The organism is Moorena producens PAL-8-15-08-1 (genome assembly GCF_001767235.1).
In the GTDB taxonomy this organism is placed as follows: Bacteria; Cyanobacteriota; Cyanobacteriia; order Cyanobacteriales; family Coleofasciculaceae; genus Moorena; species Moorena producens_A.
Genome location: NZ_CP017599.1, coordinates 7067402 through 7088158 on the forward strand (window position 1 = coordinate 7067402; position 20757 = coordinate 7088158).

Consider the following 20757-nt stretch of genomic DNA (forward strand, 5'->3'; position numbering starts at 1 on the left):
GACGCGCGCCTTAGTAGAGGGTCGCCTTAATCAAACAGTTTTAACCCTTTTTACCATAGCCGACCAACCATAAAGGCGACCCTCTACTTACGGTAACTTCAAAACCCTGTAAGAGGGTGGGGAATTCCGCTATTTTTGTTAAAAATCTCTGCCGGTGCGCTTTGTGTAGGCGAATTAAATTTCCCACGGGTCGCACCGGTTGAAACGCCGCCGGGCAGACGGTGTATGCAATAGTCGGGCAAGTTCATTAGAATCCCTATGAAGAAAGAATCCTCGTTCTTCTAGGAAGAGGAGTGTCAAGACATTATCACCGTAGCATGGGTCAAAAAGGTTTAAGGGTTACGGGTTTAACGCGCACCCGTGGCCAAACGCGCCCCGCGTGGCCCAAAGGCCAAGGCCAAGGTTGTTCGCCCCGTATTAGGTTTACGGTAGCTTAAAGGGTGAAGGGGTGACAAGCTACTTGTCACCCCTTCAGGTCAACATCCACCGTGAGGGATCAATTACGAGTGGCACAGCGGCAACAACAACGTATCTTCTATTTCTTTGCGCACCGTCAGACTCAGCTGACAATTACTATTGAGGCACTCTACTAGCAAGTGATTAGCACGGCTATACTGCTCTAACCAATCTTGGGATGTCTTGCTCAAATCCCATTGGTGACCCATATTACGATGCTCAATCATCAAGGCTCTTAATTGTGATACCCATTCCGAACCATGACTTTGCCACCATTCTTGAATACTATCTCGGTCGTCATCATCTAGGTCAGGTAGCTGATTTTTAAGCTTCTCTAGATAGTCTCCGATAGACTCAATCCCAGTCAGGTGATTCAAATCAAGGGCAAGGTAAAGAGCACTGAGTCGGTCGTAAACTAGTTCTGGTGTCATAGCTTGGGCAACAGCTAAAGCATGATCTAAAGCTAAATCTAGGGCAAGTTCACTACCCAACTCCCCTCCTAGTCTGTGATCAATAGCCAAAGCTAAGGCTTGATTCCGGGAAAGAGGATGGCTAGGAGGGAGGGCAAGGGTCATGTAAAACGCACGCACTGCTGCTGGCTTGTAGGGAGTATAGATCTCGAGGGATTTGATCTCGATCCAGTTCAAGAACTTTGTCAAGTTATCATCTAAAGCCATAGCGCTTGGTGTCAGTTTGACTGAGTCAAGCACCATTTCTGAACAGACTAACCGATTAATCTGTTGCTTGATCAGCAACAATAGCTGATCAGCATCTGGCAACATTTGTGCTGTGAGTAAAAATACTTCCCGCCAACGTTTCTCCTGTAGGTGTTCGACTAGCTGTGACAAAGACATCCCAGTGCCGATCACAATCGCTCTGGCGGTAAAATACTCTTGAAATGTCAGATGGGAGAATGAGTAGATTCGTCGTGCCCGCTCTACTAATAGTCCATGCTGCACCTCGATAGATTTGAGTACTGCTAAGCTATCTAATTCTAGAGCTGCCTGGTTGCTTTGAGTTGCTGGTAATTTCCGTAAATAATCAGCAATTAATTGTTGGAGCCGAATTTCTTCAAAGAAATACTCCCCTTGCTCAAAGGTGATAACTGCTAATTGAGAAAGTAATTCTAGCTTGTGGGGCAAGGATAAATTACGATAAATATCATCTCGCTTAACACCCCGGGCTTCATCCCAGCGAATCAGCAGTAAGTCTAGTCCTTGCTGGTAAAGATCAGAACGTTTAACAGGAAAGTCTGCTTTGGTTTGAAACACCAGACAGGCTAGATTCAGCAAGACTGGTGTTGTTGCTAGTTCTCTAATTTGCTGATTTTCTGGCAGCTTCATCTGCTCGATAAACAGAGATGCTTTCTCCAAACCTGATTCTGGGTCATTCCTTGCTACCGCCACAAACCACTTTTTAGAAAAATGTTGAATTTGTGCTGGTTTGAAGTCAGCAATCTCAACCTCAGTAAACCCCCGAAATCGATACTGTTGAGCTGCAATGCGACATGTGATGATCAGCTGATTTTTGTAATACTTTTCTGAAATCTTGCGGATTTGTTGAATAACTTGATTACTGGCAGTTTCCGGGACTTCATCCAAGCCATCCATTAAGATCAAGGCTCTGCCATAACTGAGGAGAGTTTCAATATCTTGTTCTGAAATACCACAACTTTGAAACTCTTGATTAATGTAGTTAAATAGGCTGAAACTACATTCGACCATAGCATCCTCGGCAAAGTTTTTCAATCGAATCAAAATCGGAACCCGATCCGATTGAAAATTTCCTTGATTGCACTGAATAGCCAGATATTGCAAAAAGGTGGTTTTCCCAGAGCCAGGTTTACCTAGCACCATCATTTTAGGATAGCGTTCTACCGCTTGCAGTCCTGGTATGCTTTCCCGGCGCACTTTCCCTATACCCAAGCGGTCAAATTCTTCCGCTGGGAAGCCTTGCAAATCGTCAATTTCCAACCATCGTTGACTAGTGATTTCTTCGAGAATATTCACATCTACGTAGATGTGATCTAAACTCACCGGTCGAGCAATATCTAATAGGCGTAGAGTGCCACACTGATTTTGAATTTTGTCATGGTAGTGCGATCGCACTTTGGTGACGATTGCATCAACTCTACTTTTGTCCTCAGCTGCTTTTTTTTCTGCATCTATCTGAGCATCTTCTGGTATAGCGACAATCTCTTCCATCTCCAAATCCAGATGAAAGCAGATTTCGCTAAAAACGCGGCGGTCAACGGGTTTACCGGCAAAAAACTTCCAAATCGGTTGGCGAGTTTCTATGCCGATTTCACCCGCAAAATATTCTTGTGTCCATCCCTTGCGTTCAAAAGCCTGTTTGGCTTTTCTGATGCCGTCTGGAGATGCCTGGAGAGATCGCTTTGCCATAGCTCAAGCTTAATTTACTGAAAAATCTTTCGACACTCACCTATAGATTTCCCTAAAAATAGGTCAAGAGCCACAGGTCATGAAAAATCTTTCGACACTCACCTATAGATTTCCCTAAAAATAGGTCAAGAACCACAAGTAACGGATCACAATGGTAAATTTTTGATCAGACGGGGTAATGGGGTGATGGGGTAATGGGGTGATGACGTGATGGGGTCAGAAGTATATAGAAATCCTCAATCATTTATACAAAAAAAACCATGGTAAAATTTTTCCTTCTGTTCCTCCACTTCCGGTCTGAGGTTCCTCTCCCCCTCTTCTGGTGTTTCACAACTCAAATCGGATTGCTATATTTTCTTCTATCCCACTCTCAAGGGTCCGACCGTTGATTGTTCAAAGGACAAACGATGAGGTTAAACGTCAGGTAAGAAGATATTCATTTTGCCTGCAAGCTTTTTGGCTTTTCACCCTCTCCCATTTCTGCTTAGTAATTGGTATACATCAACTCAAACACAACAAAAACGCAATCGCAAACATCCAAACTTCATCCTGAAACTATAGCATCAATTCAGTAATTTTCCGTACACTTTAGGCCTTAGGTGAAGAGGACTGTGAACCATGACTAACGGTATGATAACGACCGTAATTGATTACTGACTTGGTGTCATAGTAAGCCTTATTTCTAGATCTCAATCAACTTAACTCTACTTATGAACCATCGTTATTGGAGAACCTTTATCGAAGCAGCTGCTGTCACTACCTGCCTGATGTTTGTCAATGGTATTCCCCCAATGACTGAAAATTTTATCTTTGGAACCCTTATGAATAATAAGTTTTTCCAGAATTATAAGGATGGCGTTAAAGAAGTAGTTGCTCAACAATCTACTTACCCCTTGAATAGTTTATCACTATCATTCTTAGGGAGCGTAGACAACTTACCTGAAACCTTATGGCATGTCAAGTTTCACCAATTAACAGCATCAACGGTGACGGAGGAATATTTCATTGATTCTGCCTTAAGCTTAGGTAGTTTTCAATGATGCTATTCATAGGTTTATTAGACTATAAATATATCAGGAGTTAAAATGTTACAAGTGTGTCTACAGCAATCCTGGCCCCAGGATAAACCAATTAGCAAAATTGTATTTCCTGCAATCTTACCAAGCAGCTTGGGAAATTTTGCCACCTTATGCTTGATGCTATCCCCACAGGAAATTCAGTATTATCTATTCAGCAAGCCCCACAGTCAATTTATCTTCATCAATTCGCCTCATCCCATGCTACTATGGGTTACTGTACTTCAGTCTACAGAAAACGACTCTCGGTTACTCCCTTGCTATCTAGACTTGAAAACCTCGAAAGTTCAGACCATTACTCGTTGTTTAGCAGATAAAGGCTTCTATCGACTACTTTTGTTTTCCTCTGAAGAACCACAACGCTGTAACCAGGTAATAACCGTAACACTTACACCCCAACAATGCCAGATGTTACAAGAGTCTGCTAATACTGGTCAAGCCTCACAACCTATAGCTCAACCCATAGTCAGCAGACGCATACTAAAGATCAAATTTGAACAACTCAAATCCCAAGTGTTGAATAAATGGGATTCTCTCGACAGGTTTAATTCCCGAACCCAGGCAGAACTTGCTCATTCCATTTCCTAGTTCCCAGCTTCTTCTAACCTTAGGTAGTATTATATCATTGCTAGTATGATATAATAGGTGTTTGAATACTTATGATTCTGGTAAGCTGACTGATTAGTCATTAGTTATTCGGTACAGATCACAAATAAATTACTAATGACTAATTAAAATTTATTCACGATCGAGATTTTCCTAATTGTTCACAATTGGCAAGAACTCCTTTCTCTGTGATGAATATTCCCAGGCAATTCCGTCTGGATCTTTACTTTTACTCCATTGTGAAAAGTCAGCATCAGATTTACGTTTACCAACTGTGCTGGCATGAACATTCAGTCGCTTCGCTAATTCGGCTTGGATTAGAGGTTGATCAACTTTCTTATCCTGCTTCTTTTTGACCGAGTTTTTTTGATCACCTGAAGCATCAGCAGTAAAGGCAGCTAGTTTTGAGGCAACAGATTCTTGTGATCTTGGAGTTTCTAGCAATTTTGGGATGTCACTGCTAGAGAACTCATCTTTTTGGAGCTGTAGTTCCAAAGACGGGGTTGCTTGACTGGTGTTGGATTCACTCTCAGGCTCCAAGGAGGATTCACTCTCAAGCTCGAAGGATGGTTCACTCTCATCAAAGATACTACCGAGAGCGCTAGCGGTCAGAAAGTAATAAACAGTGCCTTTGTCATCATAGGTTTGACTCTGAGCTCCAAACTCCTGTGCCTTTTTGTCTAAATACTGTTTGGCTGCAGTTCCAGAAATATCGGCCTTGATCGACAAGTCAATGGGTGTCAGACAGCCTTGGTTATCTTTAATCAGTTGATTGAAGAAGGGATTAACTTTCTTAGTCCACTTCTGCCATTGATATTGCTGCCAAAGCCTGATGATGATAATTAGGGTAAGTATGGCCAGTACTATTGGCCATGCCTTTAGCAACAGAACCATCACCAATGCGACGGGGATGATCAGAATGAGAATTCCAGTGGCACTGCTATCGATTACTTTTCCAGTCATCTGACTTTACGGGGTAGGGAAACCGCGTCTGTCTTGGTGCGCGTTCCCATGGCGAGATCTCTCGCCGGGGTCGCACCGCTTTTAAAGCGCGGAGGAACTACAAAACCAGCGGTTTTAACCGCCGTCAAACCACCCTTTTCAGGGTGAGGGATTTAAAAAATCCCCCAAAACTCCCATTTCTGGGGTTAAGTTTGCCTAGCCAATGTTATCGGTCGGTACTATCCAGATGGCACTGTCTTACCCCTCGTACAACTGTTTAACCACCCGGTTCTAGAGCTTGAGACTGGCACGCATCCCAAGGTAGGAACTTTAACCCTTGCCGATAACGTAGTCCTCGTAAGACTTAGGCTGGTCAGCTACCTAAAGAAAGAGGCTCGTTTGCGTAAGCGTGTGCTTCGCACAAGGCTCCGTCTCTTCAGAGCGGGGTGCTGACATCCCTGTTGACGGATTTACTTGACCAACTCCCTCGCTCAACCGCTTGGGAGGGGGTATACTTAGTAGTCTATTCGTTTACGAGCCATTAAGGGGCTATCCACTGAAGTCGGGACTGTGGATTATTAGTAATTAGTAGACATTTGTACCATGTCCGATTACCTACTACCCGTAAGAGTTACGACTTCTTGCTAGTAGTCTTAGTTAACTCAGGTTAGTCAGGGCAAGACGTTTAAACATCGCCGCCCGTGCTTTGGTTGCTAAGGTATCATCCAGTGGTTCTAAGCACACTGGTATATGATACTTTTCCTTGAGGGCAGTTTGGATCAGCCAATCAGCAAGAAAGGGGTTTTTCGGTAACAGTGGACCGTGGGAGTAGGTTGCGATCGCATTCCGATAAAATGCTCCTTCTGTGCCATCTTCCCCATTGTTACCATATCCTTTGACCACTTGAGCTAGGGGTTCGACATTACCTAAATAGGTACGACCACCGTGATTTTCAAAGCCAATCACTACTGGATTTTTCCCGAGCATAGCCTTTAAGTCTTGGGCTAAGGGTGATGCAGTAATCTCAAATACCACATTACCAATGCAACGGCGAGCATCTACGCCAGGATGCTTGCTGACCAAATCCAGCAACCCTAATCCCTGAATCCGCTTACCTAGAGCTGGTTCATAGTAGTGACCTAGCAATTGAGGTGAGCCACAGGTAAATACCCCCGGTGTACCTCCTTCAATTTTTTCTTGTAGGGCATTGGCTTTGCTACCTTGTAAGTCTCGCATAACAATTTCTTGCTGTCTATCTTGAGCACCACCACCCATGAAGATATCCACTTTATAGAATTGCTCAGCAGGAGTCTGCTGATCGAGGGGGATTACATTGACTCTAATGCCTCGCCTCTGGGTTCGTTGTTGTAAGCAGATGACATTACCGCGATCGCCGTAGGTACTCATTAGGGTAGGGTAAAGCCAGCCTAAAGTTAATTCTAGTTGTTCGGAATTCATTTTGGGTTGAAGGTGATTTGGTTGTTCGCCTTATACTGTCTGCTGAGCAGTTGTGGGAGAAGCTGATCCAAGCTTTTGCTTCCCACCATTGCACTCCAGATTAGAGAATGCTACAGAGCTGGTCAAGTATTGACATCTCCCCCGGCTGAAGCACGGGGGATTCTATAAGGTTGTTAAACCGCAGCGGTTTTCCCGTGCGGTTTCACTACTTATTCGGTATGATTTTTTAAGAGATTTAAAAATGTCATAACGATGTGGGAGTGTCAATGCTCCCCTACCCATCTTGGTTAGATCAAGATCTAACTGTTTGGCTACTTTCCTGGCAATATTTGCAGCTCCATTTGAGTCAGCATTAACCAGGTATCCTTTTTTAGTCCTGTAGAGACCACGTCTGACCCTTTTTCCCGAAGGTTGCCACCCACTGGGTTTTTCACCGTGTTTTGGTAGTGGATCCTCGTCTAAGAAAGGTTAAACTAAGTCGGGGGGTCGCCCCCAGCCGACTCGTCTTCAAAACCGTACGTGACAGTTTCCCGTCATACGGCTCCTCATGAAAGGAATCATTGTCATTGATACCTCTAAAAGGGATTATCATCTAAGTTTGTTAGATTGATTTTCTTTCTGTGTTTTGCATCGTGGCAGTGTAGGTGAAGTAGCTCAAGATTATTGAGTTGGTCGTTTCCACCGTTTGCGCGTGGTATTATGTGGTGTACTTCCCTAAAATCCCCGTCCCTGAATATGAGTCCACAATGATTGCATTTCCCTTCTTGCCTTTTCAAAAGTGTTCCCTTTTGACTGGTCATCTCGGGATGCTTTTGCATTCTGGTGTTCCAATATATGAGGTCTCCATCGAAAATACTTCTGTCTCCCTTAACTTTGTTGTGCCTGATTATTTTTGTTTTGGCATGTTTAGGTAAATAATTATCTTCACTTGCCATAAATACCCAGTTATCAACCTTAGGAGCTTCGTACCATTTCTTAGGTTTTTCAACCTTGGTTCCCCAATATTTCTTGTTTACCCAGGTCTTGGATTTGTTTGGATGTCTTCTATATCCCCATCTTTGAAGTTTGTTCCAGAGCATGTTATCCAAATCTGAGAAGGTTTCTTTACTTACAACGCATTTGTTGTAGTTACACCATCCTCTTATTATTGGTTTTAGTTTGCTTATTAAAGCTTTTTGGGGAGCAGCCTTGTGTCGGTCAATGACCTTGGATAGCTTTTCCCAATGCTCTTTCACTCTTTTCTTCGAGGGTTTGATGAGGGTTTTGAATCCTTGCTTAGATTGGTGTCTTCCCGTCTGATATTGACGTACATTAAATCCTAAGAATTCAAAGCCGTTTGAGGTGTGTACCAATCTGGTTTTTGTGGATTTTAGTTCCAGGCCAATTTCTTCCAACCACTTTATGATGATTCTTTGACATTCTTCTACCACTTCTTTGGATTTGTGCATTATGACGAAGTCATCTGCATATCGGATTAGACTTAATGCCGTTTTATTTCTCCGTTTATTTCCGGGTAAGGTTTCGGCGTATTCCTTTATCCTGTTTTCCATTCCGTGGAGGGCTATGTTCGCCAGAAGTGGAGATATTATTCCACCTTGGGGAGTACCTTCGTCTGTCGATGTGAATATTCCTTCATCCATTACCCCGGCTTTTAACCAACCTTTGATTAACCGTTTCATGGATGGGTAGGTATTCAGTTTATTTAGAAGAGCATCGTGGTTGATTTTGTCAAAACATTTGGCAATATCGGCATCTAATACCCATTTGGGCATTTGTTTGATGCTTTTAAATATTGCTTGTATGGCGTCATGACATGACCTTCCTGGTCTGAACCCGTATGAGTTTGGCTCGAAACGTGCTTCCCATTCAGGTTAAACATGCCTGTTTGGTAAGGGCTTGGAGCGCTCTGTCGTATATGGTGGGTATCCCAAGGGGGCGTTTTTCTTTACGACCGGGTTTGTCTATCCATACTCTGCGGGTAGGTTGAGGTCGTTTGTGTATTTTAAGGTTGGCTACTAAGACTAGGCGCTGCTTGTTGGTTAAAGCTTTTCTCCCGTCTATTCCGGCAGTCTTTTTACCTTTGTTCTGTTGTGTTACCTTCCTCACCGCTAGCATTTTTGCAGACCAGGACTTCATCAGTGTTTTTTGTACCCTTCTTACCACGCGAACATCGCCACGCTGAGAGGCTTGATATATCCGTTTTTGCAACTTAAACACAGTTCGTTCTAGTTTTCGCCAATCGACCTGGTTCCATTCTGACTGTGGGGTAAACCCCCGAGCTTTAGACTTCTTCATTGCTACTCATTGCTATATCCTTTCCTTATCACGTGAATCTGTCTGCGTATCCTAGGTGTTAATCTAGGCGTTAGCTTCTGATTCAATCCTTCTCACATAGGCCATGGGGCTAACTACCTACTCAATGACCGACCTCATTGAGAGCACCTATGGAGTTACTTCGTTCCTGGCAGCCATTCTATTGAACTTTTAGGGTGATACTCTCCACCGAGAACCAGGAAAATCATTATAAGAAAGCGTAATCCTATAATCCTGTTTTGTTCTATAGCTATTTGCATGCAGCGTTTCAGCCTATTACGCTACTTACCAGTTACGATGGTTCTTACGTATCTTCCTCTCGTACCCATGAGTTCTATTGCCTGCTACTAACCCCACCTTTAGGCTGGTAGAGCTTCGCTGTTCGACCCCGCTTTAACCTAGAGTTTGTTATTTCTCAGTGATTAGGGGTAGGGCTGTCACTCGGATTTTGCGAGGGTTGGTCTTTCACCAACATGGTTACCAAGTTCTCAAGGTTTAATACCTTGTGACTAATCCCCCTTTTACCCTTATTGGGTTAGGTTTCTAGTCAACGAATCGCACACGCTTTACTCGTATAAGACTCCTCAGTTACTGTCAATTTGATACCATACTCAGGGCACATTTGTTTTAATCTTTCAATTAGTCTTTTTGTCGGGATTACGACAAAATTTTGATTGCCCCTTCGGCCTATGTTTATTGAGTTTTTCTGCCGCTCGTTCCATCCAATTACAATATTGCCAATGCGTTCGCTAAGACAGCGGTTGACAATAAAACGGGCAGCTTTATTAACTGCATCCCGCATCTGGTTGTTCCGCTTCCGTTGAACTTTATACAAGTTCGCATCCCAATAAAAATCGGGTTTACCGGCTTTGTATTTTGCTACCAGGCGAGCATACCCCTGGTTCATTGATTTCAGTTTTCGACCGTCAAGAATTAGGCTTTTCCCATGGGTCGATACACCGGTCAACCAATTATCGCCACCATGGTCAAAGCTCCATGCTTGAGAGTAGTCAAGATTGGGGTTGGTATCTATTGGCTGCTTCCCGTCGTCGATAACCCAGTCAATCCACAACTGACCTAGATATGGTCGGATAGTTACCTCTTTGACCCAATCTGGGTCTATGAAATCTGGAGGAGACAGTGTTATATCGCAAAGTAATTCAGGCTTAGACTCTTTGCTAATTGACGGCCAGAATAATCCTTGCTTGTAGGTAAGGGCTTGTCTTGGGAAAGTAACCGCCGCTAATCCTCCCTTTTTGCGATACCTAGGAAGTCTCGGCCTATCAACTTCTCCTTTGTAATATTTCCCAACCAATTGGTTGTAGCTTTTTAAAGATTCCCCCACTGACTTCAAGGTTTGCTGAGCTGATTGGGCAGCCATAGCCTTGTAGTGTGGACTCCTATTAAGAGCCTTATCTATTTCTGGATACCTTACTGCGCATTTATATGTTTTCCAGCCAAACCTGAGGGTATCACTACGCCAGTAGGTAGTATAAGCTTCGACTTGTTCGCGAAGCCAGTCATAGTGCTTCTTCTTCGCGTAATAAATTGCACAGTTCGTCAAGTTATTTGCTTGTTCGCATTGAAACACCCAGAAAGCCTTTTCTTCATCTGAAAAAGTAGATTTTACTGGGACTGTTCTATACACTTCCTGTCGTTTTATTGCTTTGATATAGTACTATTAGTATACTTGAGAGTTCTAATTTATGTCAAGCATTAAAGAAAAGAAATCAAAGAAACGGATGAGAGGTGTACCAGTTTATTATGATGAGTTGAAAAAGCAACATGGCATATTATTGACTGATACTGCTTGGAAGTGGTTGCAGCTTTCAGCTAAAGAGTCCGGAATCAGTATTGGTGAATTCCTTGAACGCTGGATTAGAAGTGAAATAGACAAAACATAAGAGGGACACGGCGGGGTAAACCCCGTCGCGTCCGTTTCATCCCGGAGACGAAACCTGTTTATTAAGGCAGCCTTAATCATGGAGGCGCGCTTTCGCGACGGCGAAAGCGCGCCTCAAAGTTTTAACCCTTTACCCATAACCGACCAACCATAAAGGCTGCCTTATTCAAGCGGTAACTTCTGACCCGGTCATTAGACGCAGGGTTCTCACGTTCCCGGATGGCTTGATAGAAGTTGACAAGCGATGCAGTGGTCTGACGGGGGTTTCCCCCACTCGCGCTTTGCATGGCTGACAAAGTGCGATACCTCGACCAAGCACTTGATCAAGATATTTCTATAACCATTACACCCCATCATCCCATCCTCTCATCACCCCATTATCAATTGACCTAGTTTTGTGATGACTTAACCGATGCTGTAGGAGACTACAATGAAATTTGTGGTTTGCTGCCTATGGATAAATCAATGCTGCAAGCAATCTCTGCTCTAACCCTAGGGTTCCAATTTGCTTCTCCTGGACCGATAATCGTTGAACTCGGACCGGTAACAATCCGCTGGTACGGACTATTGATTGCCTCAGCAGTGTTAATTGGAGTTAGCCTGTCCCAATACCTAGCCAAGAGTCGTAACGTTAACCCAGATTTGTTGGGCGACTTGGCTATCTGGCTGGTGATTTCTGCGATTCCTGGAGCCAGACTTTACTATGTCTTGTTTCAGTGGGAACAATACGCCCAGCGTCCAGACCAAATTATTGCGATTTGGAATGGTGGGATTGCCATTCATGGCGCTATCTTGGGTGGTATCTTAGCTGCAATAATTTTTGCCCGCCTCAATAAACTGTCTGTCTGGCTGTTAGTTGATCTAGTAGTTCCTTCTCTGATATTAGGTCAAGCAATCGGACGTTGGGGTAATTTCTTTAATTCCGAAGCCTTTGGCGCTCCCACGGATTTGCCTTGGAAATTGTATATTCCACCACTACAGCGTCCCCCAGGCTTTCAGAATTTTGACTATTTCCATCCCACCTTTCTCTATGAGTCTGTGTGGAACTTATTGGTCTTTGGGTTACTGATGACTCTGTTCTTTCGGGATTTACGCCGCAAACCCCATCTGAAGGTAGGGACGATGGCTCTAGTTTATATGGTCGCCTATAGTACTGGTCGCTTCTGGATTGAGGCATTGCGGATGGATAGTCTGATGCTCGGTCCATTACGCATTGCTCAAGTGGTCAGTTTGGTTGCGATCGCATTGGGAGTTGCTGGTTTAGGGTGGCTGTATTGGATGGGTCGGTCTTTGCCAGATGTTGTTCCAGTCGATAATCAGCAGTGGGATACGGTATCTAAATAAAAAAAGCCCCAGAGTTTAGCTCTAGGACTTTACCAGGGTGCATCTACCACTTTCTTTTTACTGGGTATATCAGGTTAATCCGGACAATTTTGGAATATACCAATTTGTTATTAGTTGTGATATTGGAAAGATCGCGCGTAAGCTATCAGCGTGTCGCGTATCAGCCAACGGCTTAATGCTTACGATCGCGCAACGGATGATTCGAGGGCATGTTACCTATAGTTGAGTCTCTGGTATAGGAGTCCCCAGGGCAGGCGCGGACATGACAAAAGTCTCAAACCTAAGTAAGCGCAAGAGTTTGACTTCTGACTTGTGACTTGTGACTTGTGACTTCTGCTATTACTCGGGAGTAATCACAAATACCAATTCCCCTTTACCAATTACCAATTACTCAAGCTTGACAATATTAATGTTCTCGTAAATTATAGGAAACCTCAAATTCCAGAAGTTTATCCAACGTCTCTAGCTTCTTCAACCCAGCTGTCAAACAACTTTTGATTCTTTTTAATCCATTCTTGGCTATGGCGACGGATATCTGCTGGGCTATCTTCGCCGTTTTTGGCTCGTAAGCTTTCAGCATTAAGCTCCTCAATCGGCATATTAAATAGCTCAAATAATCGTCTGGCTGCTGGGTTAGCTGCTAGGAATTTTTTGTTGGCCACAAAGCGGATCTGATCCACCGCGAATCCGAGATTTTTACCATCGATTGAAGTATGTTTTTCTGTCAACCCTTTCTGGGGTCCTGGTAGATTGGTTTGGGCAACTTCTAGCCAAACCACATCCTCACCTGGTTTTAATACCGTACCCAGCCATAGGGGAGTCCAAGTGTAGTAAAGGACTGGTTTTCCTTGTTTGTAGCGAGCAATGCTATTCGCAATTAAAACGCTATATTCTCCTTGGTCGTGTTCGACAGTATCCCTGAGACCATAAGCATCTAAGTGATGCTCAATAACTAACTCACATCCCCAACCGGGAATACAACCAGCTAAATTTGCCTTACCATTGCCATCAAAGTCAAAAAGTTTGGCAATTTTAGGGTCTTTGAGTTGCTCCAAATTGGTGATATTGTATTTTTCAGCAGTTTTTTTATCAATCTGATACCCTTGCAAAAGATCAGAAACAATAACTCCAACTCGCTCTAATTTATTGTCGCCACCATTTTTTTCAAAGAATTCTGTGTGCAGGTTTTCCCAGTGGCTAGCGGTAAAATCGAGGTCGTTATTACCCAAAGCGATGTGGCTGGTGGTTGGCTGGAGTTCTTTGGGTTTTTCAATCTCGTAACCGAGCTTTTCCAGAGCTGTGTTAACGATGTGTGTCATGAATTGTGAATCGGCTAGATAACCATAGGTAGAGCGTACGTTCACCCCTTTCCCAGGTAGGGCTATTTCTGATGCAGTTAATTCGGTTGTAGCTTGGGGAATTTGTTGCCAGCTCATGAAACCCACAAGCAATGCCACTAAAACCGTTACAGCAACACTAGTCCCAGTCCGTTGTTTACTGGTTAACCTCAAACGCACAAAACCAATCGGTCCTCGCTCTAGCCAAGGGATTTGGTTGTTGCCTTGACTCACCACTTGAGTGATCCGGTCGAGCATCACCGCAATCAGAACGATGCTTAATCCTCCCACAGCAGCTAGTCCGACATTCACCCGACCGAGACCTTGTAAGACCATCTGTCCCAATCCCCCGACACCAATCATAGAAGTCACTACCGACATCGATAGTGCTAATAGGATGGCTTGGTTGACTCCAGCTAGGATAGTTGGCATTGCTAGGGGAATTTGCACTTCCCAAAGCATTTGTCTTGGGGTTGAACCAAATGCGATCGCAGCTTCGACAACTTCTGTAGATACTTGTCGGATTCCTAGGTTGGTCAGGCGAATCAGGGGGGGAACAGCAAAGACTAAAGTAGCGATTACTCCGGGGACTGCACCAATGCCAAATAGCATTACCACTGGGACAAGATAGACGAATGAGGGCAGGGTTTGCATGGCATCAAGCAGGGGTCGCAGGAGTTTCTCGACGCGATCGCTACTAGCACAGGCAATGCCAAGGGAAATGCCAATCACCACACAAAAGACTACAGCTGTCACCACTAGCGCCAGGGTAGTCATGGCTTGTTCCCAAGCTCCAAAAAAGCCAATCAAGGTCAAGGCTATAAGGCTATAAATAGCAATTTTACCCCCAGCAATTTGCCATACTATCAAGCCCAGAATAATCAGGAAAATTAGGGGAGGAATCGATAGGAAAAGCGATTGTATCCCTTCCAGAGTCCAGGTAATGGGCAAGCTAATTGCTTGAAAGAAGGGACGGAAGTTGTCAACTAGGAAATTAACTACTGCGGTAATCCACTCGTCCAGGGGTAAGGTATAAAGCTCAAAGGGATTCAAGATAATATCTAGACCGACTTGGCTTGTTGCGATATTATTAAGGGATAGAATTAAAGAATTGAACACAATACTATTCCGAGGAACCTTCTTATAGTATAGATTGTCGATTTATCTAGATATTTGGTTTTTCAGCATTCAGCTATCAGCATTCACCTTTCCGTAACTAAGATTAAACGAATGCTTACGTCTTTTATTCAACAGCTGTTGGCTTAGCCTAGGCTTAGGGCATCAGCTGATAGCTGATAGCTTCACGTAATAGCATTCAGCATTTACTATTCAGCTACCTTGTCTTGGACAAGCTTTTGAGGTTTGCCAATACTAGCGATAAGATCAGACTGTTCGACCATTCCTTTGAATGTACCGTCAGTATCGACTACAGCAACAGGAAGTCCATCTCGGTAGAGGTGAAATATATCTTCTAGGTGGGTTAAAGCGTTGACTGTGGGGAAATCTGTTTCCATCACTTCAGTAATGTCTTCACTGCCTTTTTGGAGGACTGCTTCGAGCCATTGTTTCTTGACAATTCCAACTGGTTTGCTGTGTTCATCGACAACATACATTTGTTGGAGGTGATGGTCTATCATCTGTTCCAGTCCAGCCGTAGCAGAGTTTTCTGTAAGAACTAAGGCAGGGGTTTGACGAGCAATTGAGCCAGTTTTTAGGACTTGGGCGCGGTTAACATCTTGGATGAATGCACTGATGTAGTCGTCAGCTGGTTGGTTAATCAGTTCTTCTGGTGTGCCAATTTGGACAATATAACCGTCTTTCATCACTGCTATGTGATCGCCCATCTTGAGGGCTTCTTGAATATCATGGCTGATAAATACAATGGTTTTGTGCAGTTCTGTTTGGAGTCGCAGTAATTCATCCTGCATGTCCCGCCGAATTAGGGGGTCGAGGGCGCTGAATGCCTCATCCATAAGTAAAATCTCGGCATCTGTGGCTAAAGCGCGGGCTAAACCTACCCGTTGACGCATCCCACCACTCAGAGAAGAAGGTAAATAATCCGCCCATTGGGATAAACCTACTACTTCTAAGGTTTCCAAGGCTTTTTTGCGGCGTTTGCCTTGATCTATCCCCCGGACCTTGAGACCATACCCTACATTTTCTGCAACTGTTTTGTGGGGAAATAATCCAAATCGCTGAAACACCATTGATACCTTGCTCTGGCGAATCTCTCGCATCCGCTTCTCATCAACATGGGCAATGTCTTCATCATCGATATAGATATTGCCGCTGGTGGGATTAATTAAGCGGTTAATACAGCGAGCTAGGGTGGATTTTCCGGAACCGGATAACCCCATTACCACAAACAATTCTCCTTTATTGACGGTCATAGAGACATCGGCAATACCTAAGACTTGACCGGTTTTTTCTAAGATAGAATCCCTACTCCCACCTTGGCGAAATAGTTTGAGGGCAGCTTGGGGTTTTTCGCCATAAATTTTAATCAGATGTTCAATACGAATTTTGGGGTTTGAATTAATAGTAGTCATTAGTAATTGTTGAAAATTGTAAAAGGATAAAAAGAGAAAAGTTGATTCGGAAAAACCCCTAGTTTATAACAGTTACTCAGCAGGCTTCGCACTGAGGCACTCAGCAGTTTTTATTGCCATTCACCTTAAATTTCATCTGGGTTAATCCCTGCCTGTCGCAGTCTTTCCGCTAATTGCTCAGCTCGTTGCTCAGCTACTTCAGCTCGTTGCTCAGCTGCTTCAGCTCGTTGCTCAGCTGCTTCTTCTGGTAAGGGAACTAGATTCCCATCCCGGTCATAAAAGCGCAGCCATACTGCTGAGGTTTCTTCAATGGTTCCAGACCATGGTCCCAACCACAACCCTAAGCGCTGACACCATAGCCACCCTTGTTGATTTGGGGTTAGCTCCTGGTAGCCATTGTCTATATTTAAATACCATCCTTGCAATGAATCTGGGTCAAAGGGTTGGTAGACAAAATAATTTGGAGTGCGGAAGGTCTGGCAGTAGATGCTCTTCTTTTTACCTGTATCAACTTGCTTTGTGGAGGGGGACATCAGCTCGATTATTACATCTGGGTAGCGACCCTGTTCTTCCCATACTACCCAGCCCAGGCGTTCTCGGCTACCGTCTACATTCAAGACTACAAAGAAATCTGGCCCGCGAAAGTCCCGGTTTCGTGCTTGTTCACTGCTGAAGTAAACAAACATATTGCCCCCAACAAAGTAATCGTCTCGGTCAGCTAAAGCAACGCGCAGTGAACGGATCAGGACGTTCATGGCTATGGGGTGGCGTTGACACTCCCCGTCCTACAAGGACGAGGATTCTTTCTTCCCAGGGATTCCAATGAACTTGCCCTCAGAAAGCATCTTGACCGTGTGCCCCACGGCTGCAAGTCCGCGTATAGCGATTATTTGAGCAGCTGCCACATCTCTGTCGGTTGTGTAGCCACAATGTTCGCAATGATGTATGCGCTCAGCTAAGGTCTTTTTGCCAGTTTCAGTTAAACAATTGGGACAAATTTGGCTAGTCTTTTTAGAATCTACTTTTTGAAAATAGACACCACGATAGGCGCAACACTGCTCTAATATCTTAAAAAACTGTCCCCATCCCGCATCTAGACAGTGCTTTCCTAGCATTCCCTTAGCCAATCCTTTGAGATTTAGATCTTCAACAAAGATCATCCCAGCCCAATCGCAAAGATTATGAGCTAATTTCCAGTAATAATTTTTTCTAATGTTAACGATTCGCTCGTGTAGCTTGCTGACTTTTGCTTGTGCCTTACAACGGTTGCTACTTCCTTTACGCTTTCTGCTTACCCTCTTTTGCAGCAATTTAAGCTTGCGTTCGAGACCCTTGAAAGGACGTGGATTAGGAAATAATTTCCCGTTACTAACAGCAACAAAATGTGAAATTCCCACATCAATGCCCAAGGGTTCCCCATGAGGCATAATCTGAGGAACATCAACATCCCATTGCAAAGTCAACATCACATACCAGCCAGTAGCACGTCTGACCACTCTGGCTTGTTTAACTACGGCATCAGAAGGTATTTCCCGTGATTGCCGCATCTTTACCCAGCCAATTTTGGGCAATTTAACTTTTCCAGATTCAACTGGTTTGACTCCTAGTTGTGGAAAAACAAAAGATCGCATTTGTCCCTGCTTCTTAAAGCGAGGAAAGCCATGACCTTGTTCCCACATACTAACAAAAGCTTTTTCTAGCCTTTTGAGCGTTTGTTGTAAGACATGAACTTGAACAGCTCTAAGCTCTTCAATAGCTTTTCTGGCAGCGGTTAACCCACGGCATTGACTGGCATAAGTAGGACGGGTTTGCTCTGCTGGAATGATGTATTCACTACGAACAGAGCAAGCATTAACCTGACAACTACGAGATTTATACCAATCCTTCCTTTCTGCTAGTGCATAGTTATAGACTTTGCGACACTGTTCAAGCCAGTTTTCAAACAAAGATACTTGCTTAGCGGTAGGTTTTAATTTGAACTCGTAGGTTAGATTGAACACTTTACTTGCCTCCTTAATTCAAGGATATCACATTCTTGAATTAACGCCCATCCTTAATTCAAACATAAAATCTTTTTAAAGCCGCCCTAAAAGGGCGGGGCTTGAAACCCAATATTTTTGGTCATTTTGTCAACTTCTATGGCTTGCTCCAACACCACGATAGTCCAAGATAGTGTTATGGCTGGCTCATGCGTTCGCGTAGCGTGACCCTAGGTCAATCGCATTTACTAATTATGCTATAATCATGGTCAGTGCTAGGGTTTTGAGCATAAACCATGAACCCTCAACCCCTCTGTGATCGAATATTAATCAACCAATGCTCTAGAAGTTAAACTGGGTTCGCAGCAGTCCAACCCCAATAGTATCATTTTCATCATTGTGTTCTGGATCGATAATCACCAAAACACCAGGAGTGATAAAGATTCTATCAGTGAGTGGGTAGCGATAAGACAGTTCAAGATGGTATGATACATCGCGGTCGCGACGACCAACAACATCATTACTAGCTAGTCTTGGAGGCATGCCAACAATTAGATTCAACTGGCTGCCTAGTTTTCCGATGTCTGGGAAAGCGGCGGTAACTGCCCAGCTCCAAATATCTGCTTTTGATCCGGTTGATCCATCGAAATCATTGTTACGGGGTGAGGATTCTGCGATCGCATTGCTATAACCAAGCCAACCGCCTAGGGTAAAGCGATCGCTAAATCGATAGCTAGTCGATACACCCAAGCTATTTGATGAGGTGGCTGTATTTGAGCCAAAGGGAGATTGAGCGAATTGGCTACCGAGAAAGGATGCAGTATTGGGTTGAGGAGAGTAGTACCGGACATAGGTCAATGCCATACCAAAGCGATCAGAGGGAGTAAGGGTCACCTGAGCCAAAGCACCAAATGTACCATTGAACAGTCCAAAGTCTGGATTAGAGGCAGAACCAGTGTAATAGGCCGCTCCAGTAGCAATCAGGTCATTGAATTGATAGTAGATTCCAGCACCAGCGCCAAAACCCAAGTCGTAGATGTAATTATTGAATCCAAAACTGGAAATGGAAAATGCTGGATTGAGGGTGGGAATCAAAGCAGTTGCTCCCTGACCTGCTGCTGCTATAGATACCAGACCTTTATTACCTAGGGGAAACCGATAGAACAGCTGGTTTAATTTAACATCATTGCCGGTATTAGTGGCAAAACCAAACTTTGTCATGGCTGTACCGGTGAAACCAGTGCTAAAGTTACTGGTATTCCCTGCCCGAAGTCTAGTGCGCAAAAGGTCTCGACCAGTGAAACTGGTGTCAAAGTTGAGAATTGCCCGGCCTCCCAACAGAGTATTAGTATCATCAAAATCTTCTGTTGGGCTTTGACCAGAAGGAACTGCTTTTTTCCCCCCAAAGCCAGTAGCTAGAGCAATATCTACACTCCCACGCAAAATAGTAGTAGTAGAAAACTGATGGTCTTCGAGGAAAGTCACCCGCCCTTCCAAGTTATCGACCCGAGCCTGTACAGTAGCCAATTCACCACTGAACTCTTCTTGTAGCCTTTGCATTGCTGCTAAATCAGCTTCGGTTACCAAGTTGGCTGTTTTCCCAATAATCATGGCATTCACCCGATTTAAGCAAAAATTCAAGCCAAACGCAAACTCGTAGCGAGTCAGGGCGCGGTTACCGCGATAGCTGTCATCCTCGTAACCAGTCAGGCATCTATAGCGCTTCAACAAAGACTGTAGTGCTTCGTAAGCCCAATCAGTGGGTTGGACATCAGACAGTTCATAAACTGGTGTTACCCGCTCCATTGGTTGATTACTCAACGGGTCGGTCACACCTAAGTTTTGGGATATATCTAAACTATTATCTAGACTATTATCTAGACTATTGGAGTTAGTCTGAGTAGATGGCATGTCTAATAGTTTAGAAATTGGTGCTACCTGACCCATAGACGGATTACTCACAATGTCTGCCACCTCTAGGTCTGGCGGTGACTCTAGACTAGTCAAGCTAGCTGTCGATATCCCAGAATGGGGAATAGACGTAGTAGTCTTAAACTCCAGTTCATGGTGGAATTGGTCGGTTAAGTGAGGAGTTTTTGGGGGAGTTTTTAAGTACTCTTGCGCTAGATATTTCGGGCTGGGATTAAGATCTGACCAATCTGGTGATGGGTTAGGGTCTATGGCGGTCAAGGTTTCTGGTTCGCTCTCAGCCATGGCGGGGGTAATGGTTACCAAATGAACACCAAGTACTATCGGTGTCAGTGGTAATGCACCGCAAAATTTTTTCACAATTCTCCTCACACAACAAAAATAAAGGGTAAAAGCTCGAAGGCTATACCACACCAATAACAGCGATACAAGGATAGCAAAAGAAATTTATTCCTTTTGCCTT

The 20757-nt window shown here is 44.0% G+C and carries 15 protein-coding genes and 2 pseudogenes; 4 read left to right on the plus strand and 13 right to left on the minus strand.

From position 1 onward, the window contains the following. Window positions 1–500 precede the first annotated feature (500 nt). The gene (locus BJP34_RS25880; protein WP_070394824.1) at window positions 501–2858 is read right to left on the minus strand and encodes an NACHT domain-containing protein; all 2358 of its coding nucleotides are present in this window, start codon (window positions 2856–2858) and stop codon (window positions 501–503) included. Between the two features lie 710 nt (window positions 2859–3568). Between BJP34_RS25880 and BJP34_RS25885 the strand changes: the two genes are divergently transcribed. Then, window positions 3569–3898, plus strand: a complete 330-nt coding sequence (locus BJP34_RS25885) for a hypothetical protein (RefSeq protein WP_070394825.1) — start codon at window positions 3569–3571, stop codon at window positions 3896–3898. Window positions 3899–3943: 45 nt separating this feature from the next. After that, window positions 3944–4522, plus strand: coding sequence for a hypothetical protein (locus tag BJP34_RS25890; protein ID WP_070394826.1), 579 nt, complete (start codon window positions 3944–3946; stop codon window positions 4520–4522). Window positions 4523–4693: 171 nt separating this feature from the next. Here the strand turns inward: BJP34_RS25890 and BJP34_RS25895 are convergent, their stop codons facing one another. From BJP34_RS25895 to BJP34_RS25910, 6 genes and pseudogenes are all read right to left on the minus strand, one after another. Next, window positions 4694–5503, minus strand: coding sequence for a hypothetical protein (locus BJP34_RS25895; protein ID WP_070394827.1), 810 nt, complete (start codon window positions 5501–5503; stop codon window positions 4694–4696). Between the two features lie 636 nt (window positions 5504–6139). Then, the gene (locus tag BJP34_RS25900; RefSeq protein ID WP_070394828.1) at window positions 6140–6940 is read right to left on the minus strand and encodes a type 1 glutamine amidotransferase; all 801 of its coding nucleotides are present in this window, start codon (window positions 6938–6940) and stop codon (window positions 6140–6142) included. Between the two features lie 311 nt (window positions 6941–7251). Beyond that, on the minus strand, window positions 7252–7374 hold the full coding sequence (locus tag BJP34_RS50110) for a hypothetical protein (RefSeq protein ID WP_324610956.1): 123 nt from the start codon (window positions 7372–7374) through the stop codon (window positions 7252–7254). A 141-nt stretch (window positions 7375–7515) separates the two neighbouring features. After that, window positions 7516–8742: a group II intron reverse transcriptase gene (locus BJP34_RS25905; protein ID WP_324611094.1), complete on the minus strand. Its 1227-nt coding sequence runs from the start codon at window positions 8740–8742 to the stop codon at window positions 7516–7518. A gap of 64 nt (window positions 8743–8806) precedes the next feature. Next, entirely contained in the window at window positions 8807–9235 is a 429-nt protein-coding gene (locus BJP34_RS50115) for a reverse transcriptase N-terminal domain-containing protein (protein ID WP_324610957.1), read from the minus strand. Between the two features lie 580 nt (window positions 9236–9815). Further along, window positions 9816–10901: pseudogene (locus BJP34_RS25910) on the minus strand (RNA-guided endonuclease InsQ/TnpB family protein); the annotation flags it as partial. A 58-nt stretch (window positions 10902–10959) separates the two neighbouring features. Between BJP34_RS25910 and BJP34_RS25915 the strand changes: the two are divergent. Next, on the plus strand, window positions 10960–11157 hold the full coding sequence (locus BJP34_RS25915) for a hypothetical protein (RefSeq protein ID WP_070394829.1): 198 nt from the start codon (window positions 10960–10962) through the stop codon (window positions 11155–11157). Window positions 11158–11278: 121 nt separating this feature from the next. Here BJP34_RS25915 and BJP34_RS44550 read toward each other — a convergent pair whose 3' ends face one another. Further along, a complete protein-coding gene (locus BJP34_RS44550) occupies window positions 11279–11443 on the minus strand; it encodes a hypothetical protein (protein ID WP_158517481.1) in 165 nt (54 codons plus the stop codon). Window positions 11444–11621: 178 nt separating this feature from the next. Between BJP34_RS44550 and lgt the strand changes: the two genes are divergently transcribed. Continuing rightward, a complete protein-coding gene (lgt, locus tag BJP34_RS25920; protein WP_070396883.1) occupies window positions 11622–12500 on the plus strand; it encodes a prolipoprotein diacylglyceryl transferase in 879 nt (292 codons plus the stop codon). Between the two features lie 449 nt (window positions 12501–12949). Here lgt and proX read toward each other — a convergent pair whose 3' ends face one another. The 5 genes and pseudogenes from proX to BJP34_RS25945 form a co-directional block, all read right to left on the minus strand. Then, window positions 12950–14956 (minus strand): glycine betaine/L-proline ABC transporter substrate-binding protein ProX, encoded by a 2007-nt coding sequence (gene proX / locus BJP34_RS25925; RefSeq protein WP_202972024.1) that lies wholly within the window; start codon window positions 14954–14956, stop codon window positions 12950–12952. 206 nt (window positions 14957–15162) lie between these two features. Next, window positions 15163–16386 (minus strand): quaternary amine ABC transporter ATP-binding protein, encoded by a 1224-nt coding sequence (locus BJP34_RS25930; RefSeq protein ID WP_070394830.1) that lies wholly within the window; start codon window positions 16384–16386, stop codon window positions 15163–15165. Window positions 16387–16511: 125 nt separating this feature from the next. Next, window positions 16512–17165, minus strand: a pseudogene (locus BJP34_RS25935) (Uma2 family endonuclease); the annotation flags it as partial. Window positions 17166–17171: 6 nt separating this feature from the next. Next, window positions 17172–18386 carry an RNA-guided endonuclease InsQ/TnpB family protein gene (locus BJP34_RS25940; RefSeq protein ID WP_070394832.1) on the minus strand — a complete coding sequence of 405 codons (1215 nt, stop codon included), beginning with the start codon at window positions 18384–18386 and terminating at the stop codon, window positions 17172–17174. 321 nt (window positions 18387–18707) lie between these two features. Continuing rightward, window positions 18708–20654 (minus strand): iron uptake porin, encoded by a 1947-nt coding sequence (locus BJP34_RS25945; protein WP_229424029.1) that lies wholly within the window; start codon window positions 20652–20654, stop codon window positions 18708–18710. Between the last annotated feature and the right edge of the window lie 103 nt (window positions 20655–20757).

What these genes read in the sequence shown, in the direction of transcription:
- BJP34_RS25880 (WP_070394824.1), bottom strand. Translation starts at nt 2,858, where the DNA reads ATGGCAAAGCGATCTCTCCAGGCATCTCCAGACGGCATCAGAAAAGCC.
- BJP34_RS25895 (WP_070394827.1), bottom strand. Translation starts at nt 5,503, where the DNA reads ATGACTGGAAAAGTAATCGATAGCAGTGCCACTGGAATTCTCATTCTG.
- BJP34_RS50115 (WP_324610957.1), bottom strand. Translation starts at nt 9,235, where the DNA reads ATGAAGAAGTCTAAAGCTCGGGGGTTTACCCCACAGTCAGAATGGAAC.
- BJP34_RS25890 (WP_070394826.1), top strand. Translation starts at nt 3,944, where the DNA reads ATGTTACAAGTGTGTCTACAGCAATCCTGGCCCCAGGATAAACCAATT.
- BJP34_RS25885 (WP_070394825.1), top strand. Translation starts at nt 3,569, where the DNA reads ATGAACCATCGTTATTGGAGAACCTTTATCGAAGCAGCTGCTGTCACT.
- lgt (WP_070396883.1), top strand. Translation starts at nt 11,622, where the DNA reads ATGCTGCAAGCAATCTCTGCTCTAACCCTAGGGTTCCAATTTGCTTCT.
- BJP34_RS44550 (WP_158517481.1), bottom strand. Translation starts at nt 11,443, where the DNA reads ATGCAAAGCGCGAGTGGGGGAAACCCCCGTCAGACCACTGCATCGCTT.
- BJP34_RS25915 (WP_070394829.1), top strand. Translation starts at nt 10,960, where the DNA reads ATGTCAAGCATTAAAGAAAAGAAATCAAAGAAACGGATGAGAGGTGTA.
- BJP34_RS25930 (WP_070394830.1), bottom strand. Translation starts at nt 16,386, where the DNA reads ATGACTACTATTAATTCAAACCCCAAAATTCGTATTGAACATCTGATT.
- BJP34_RS25900 (WP_070394828.1), bottom strand. Translation starts at nt 6,940, where the DNA reads ATGAATTCCGAACAACTAGAATTAACTTTAGGCTGGCTTTACCCTACC.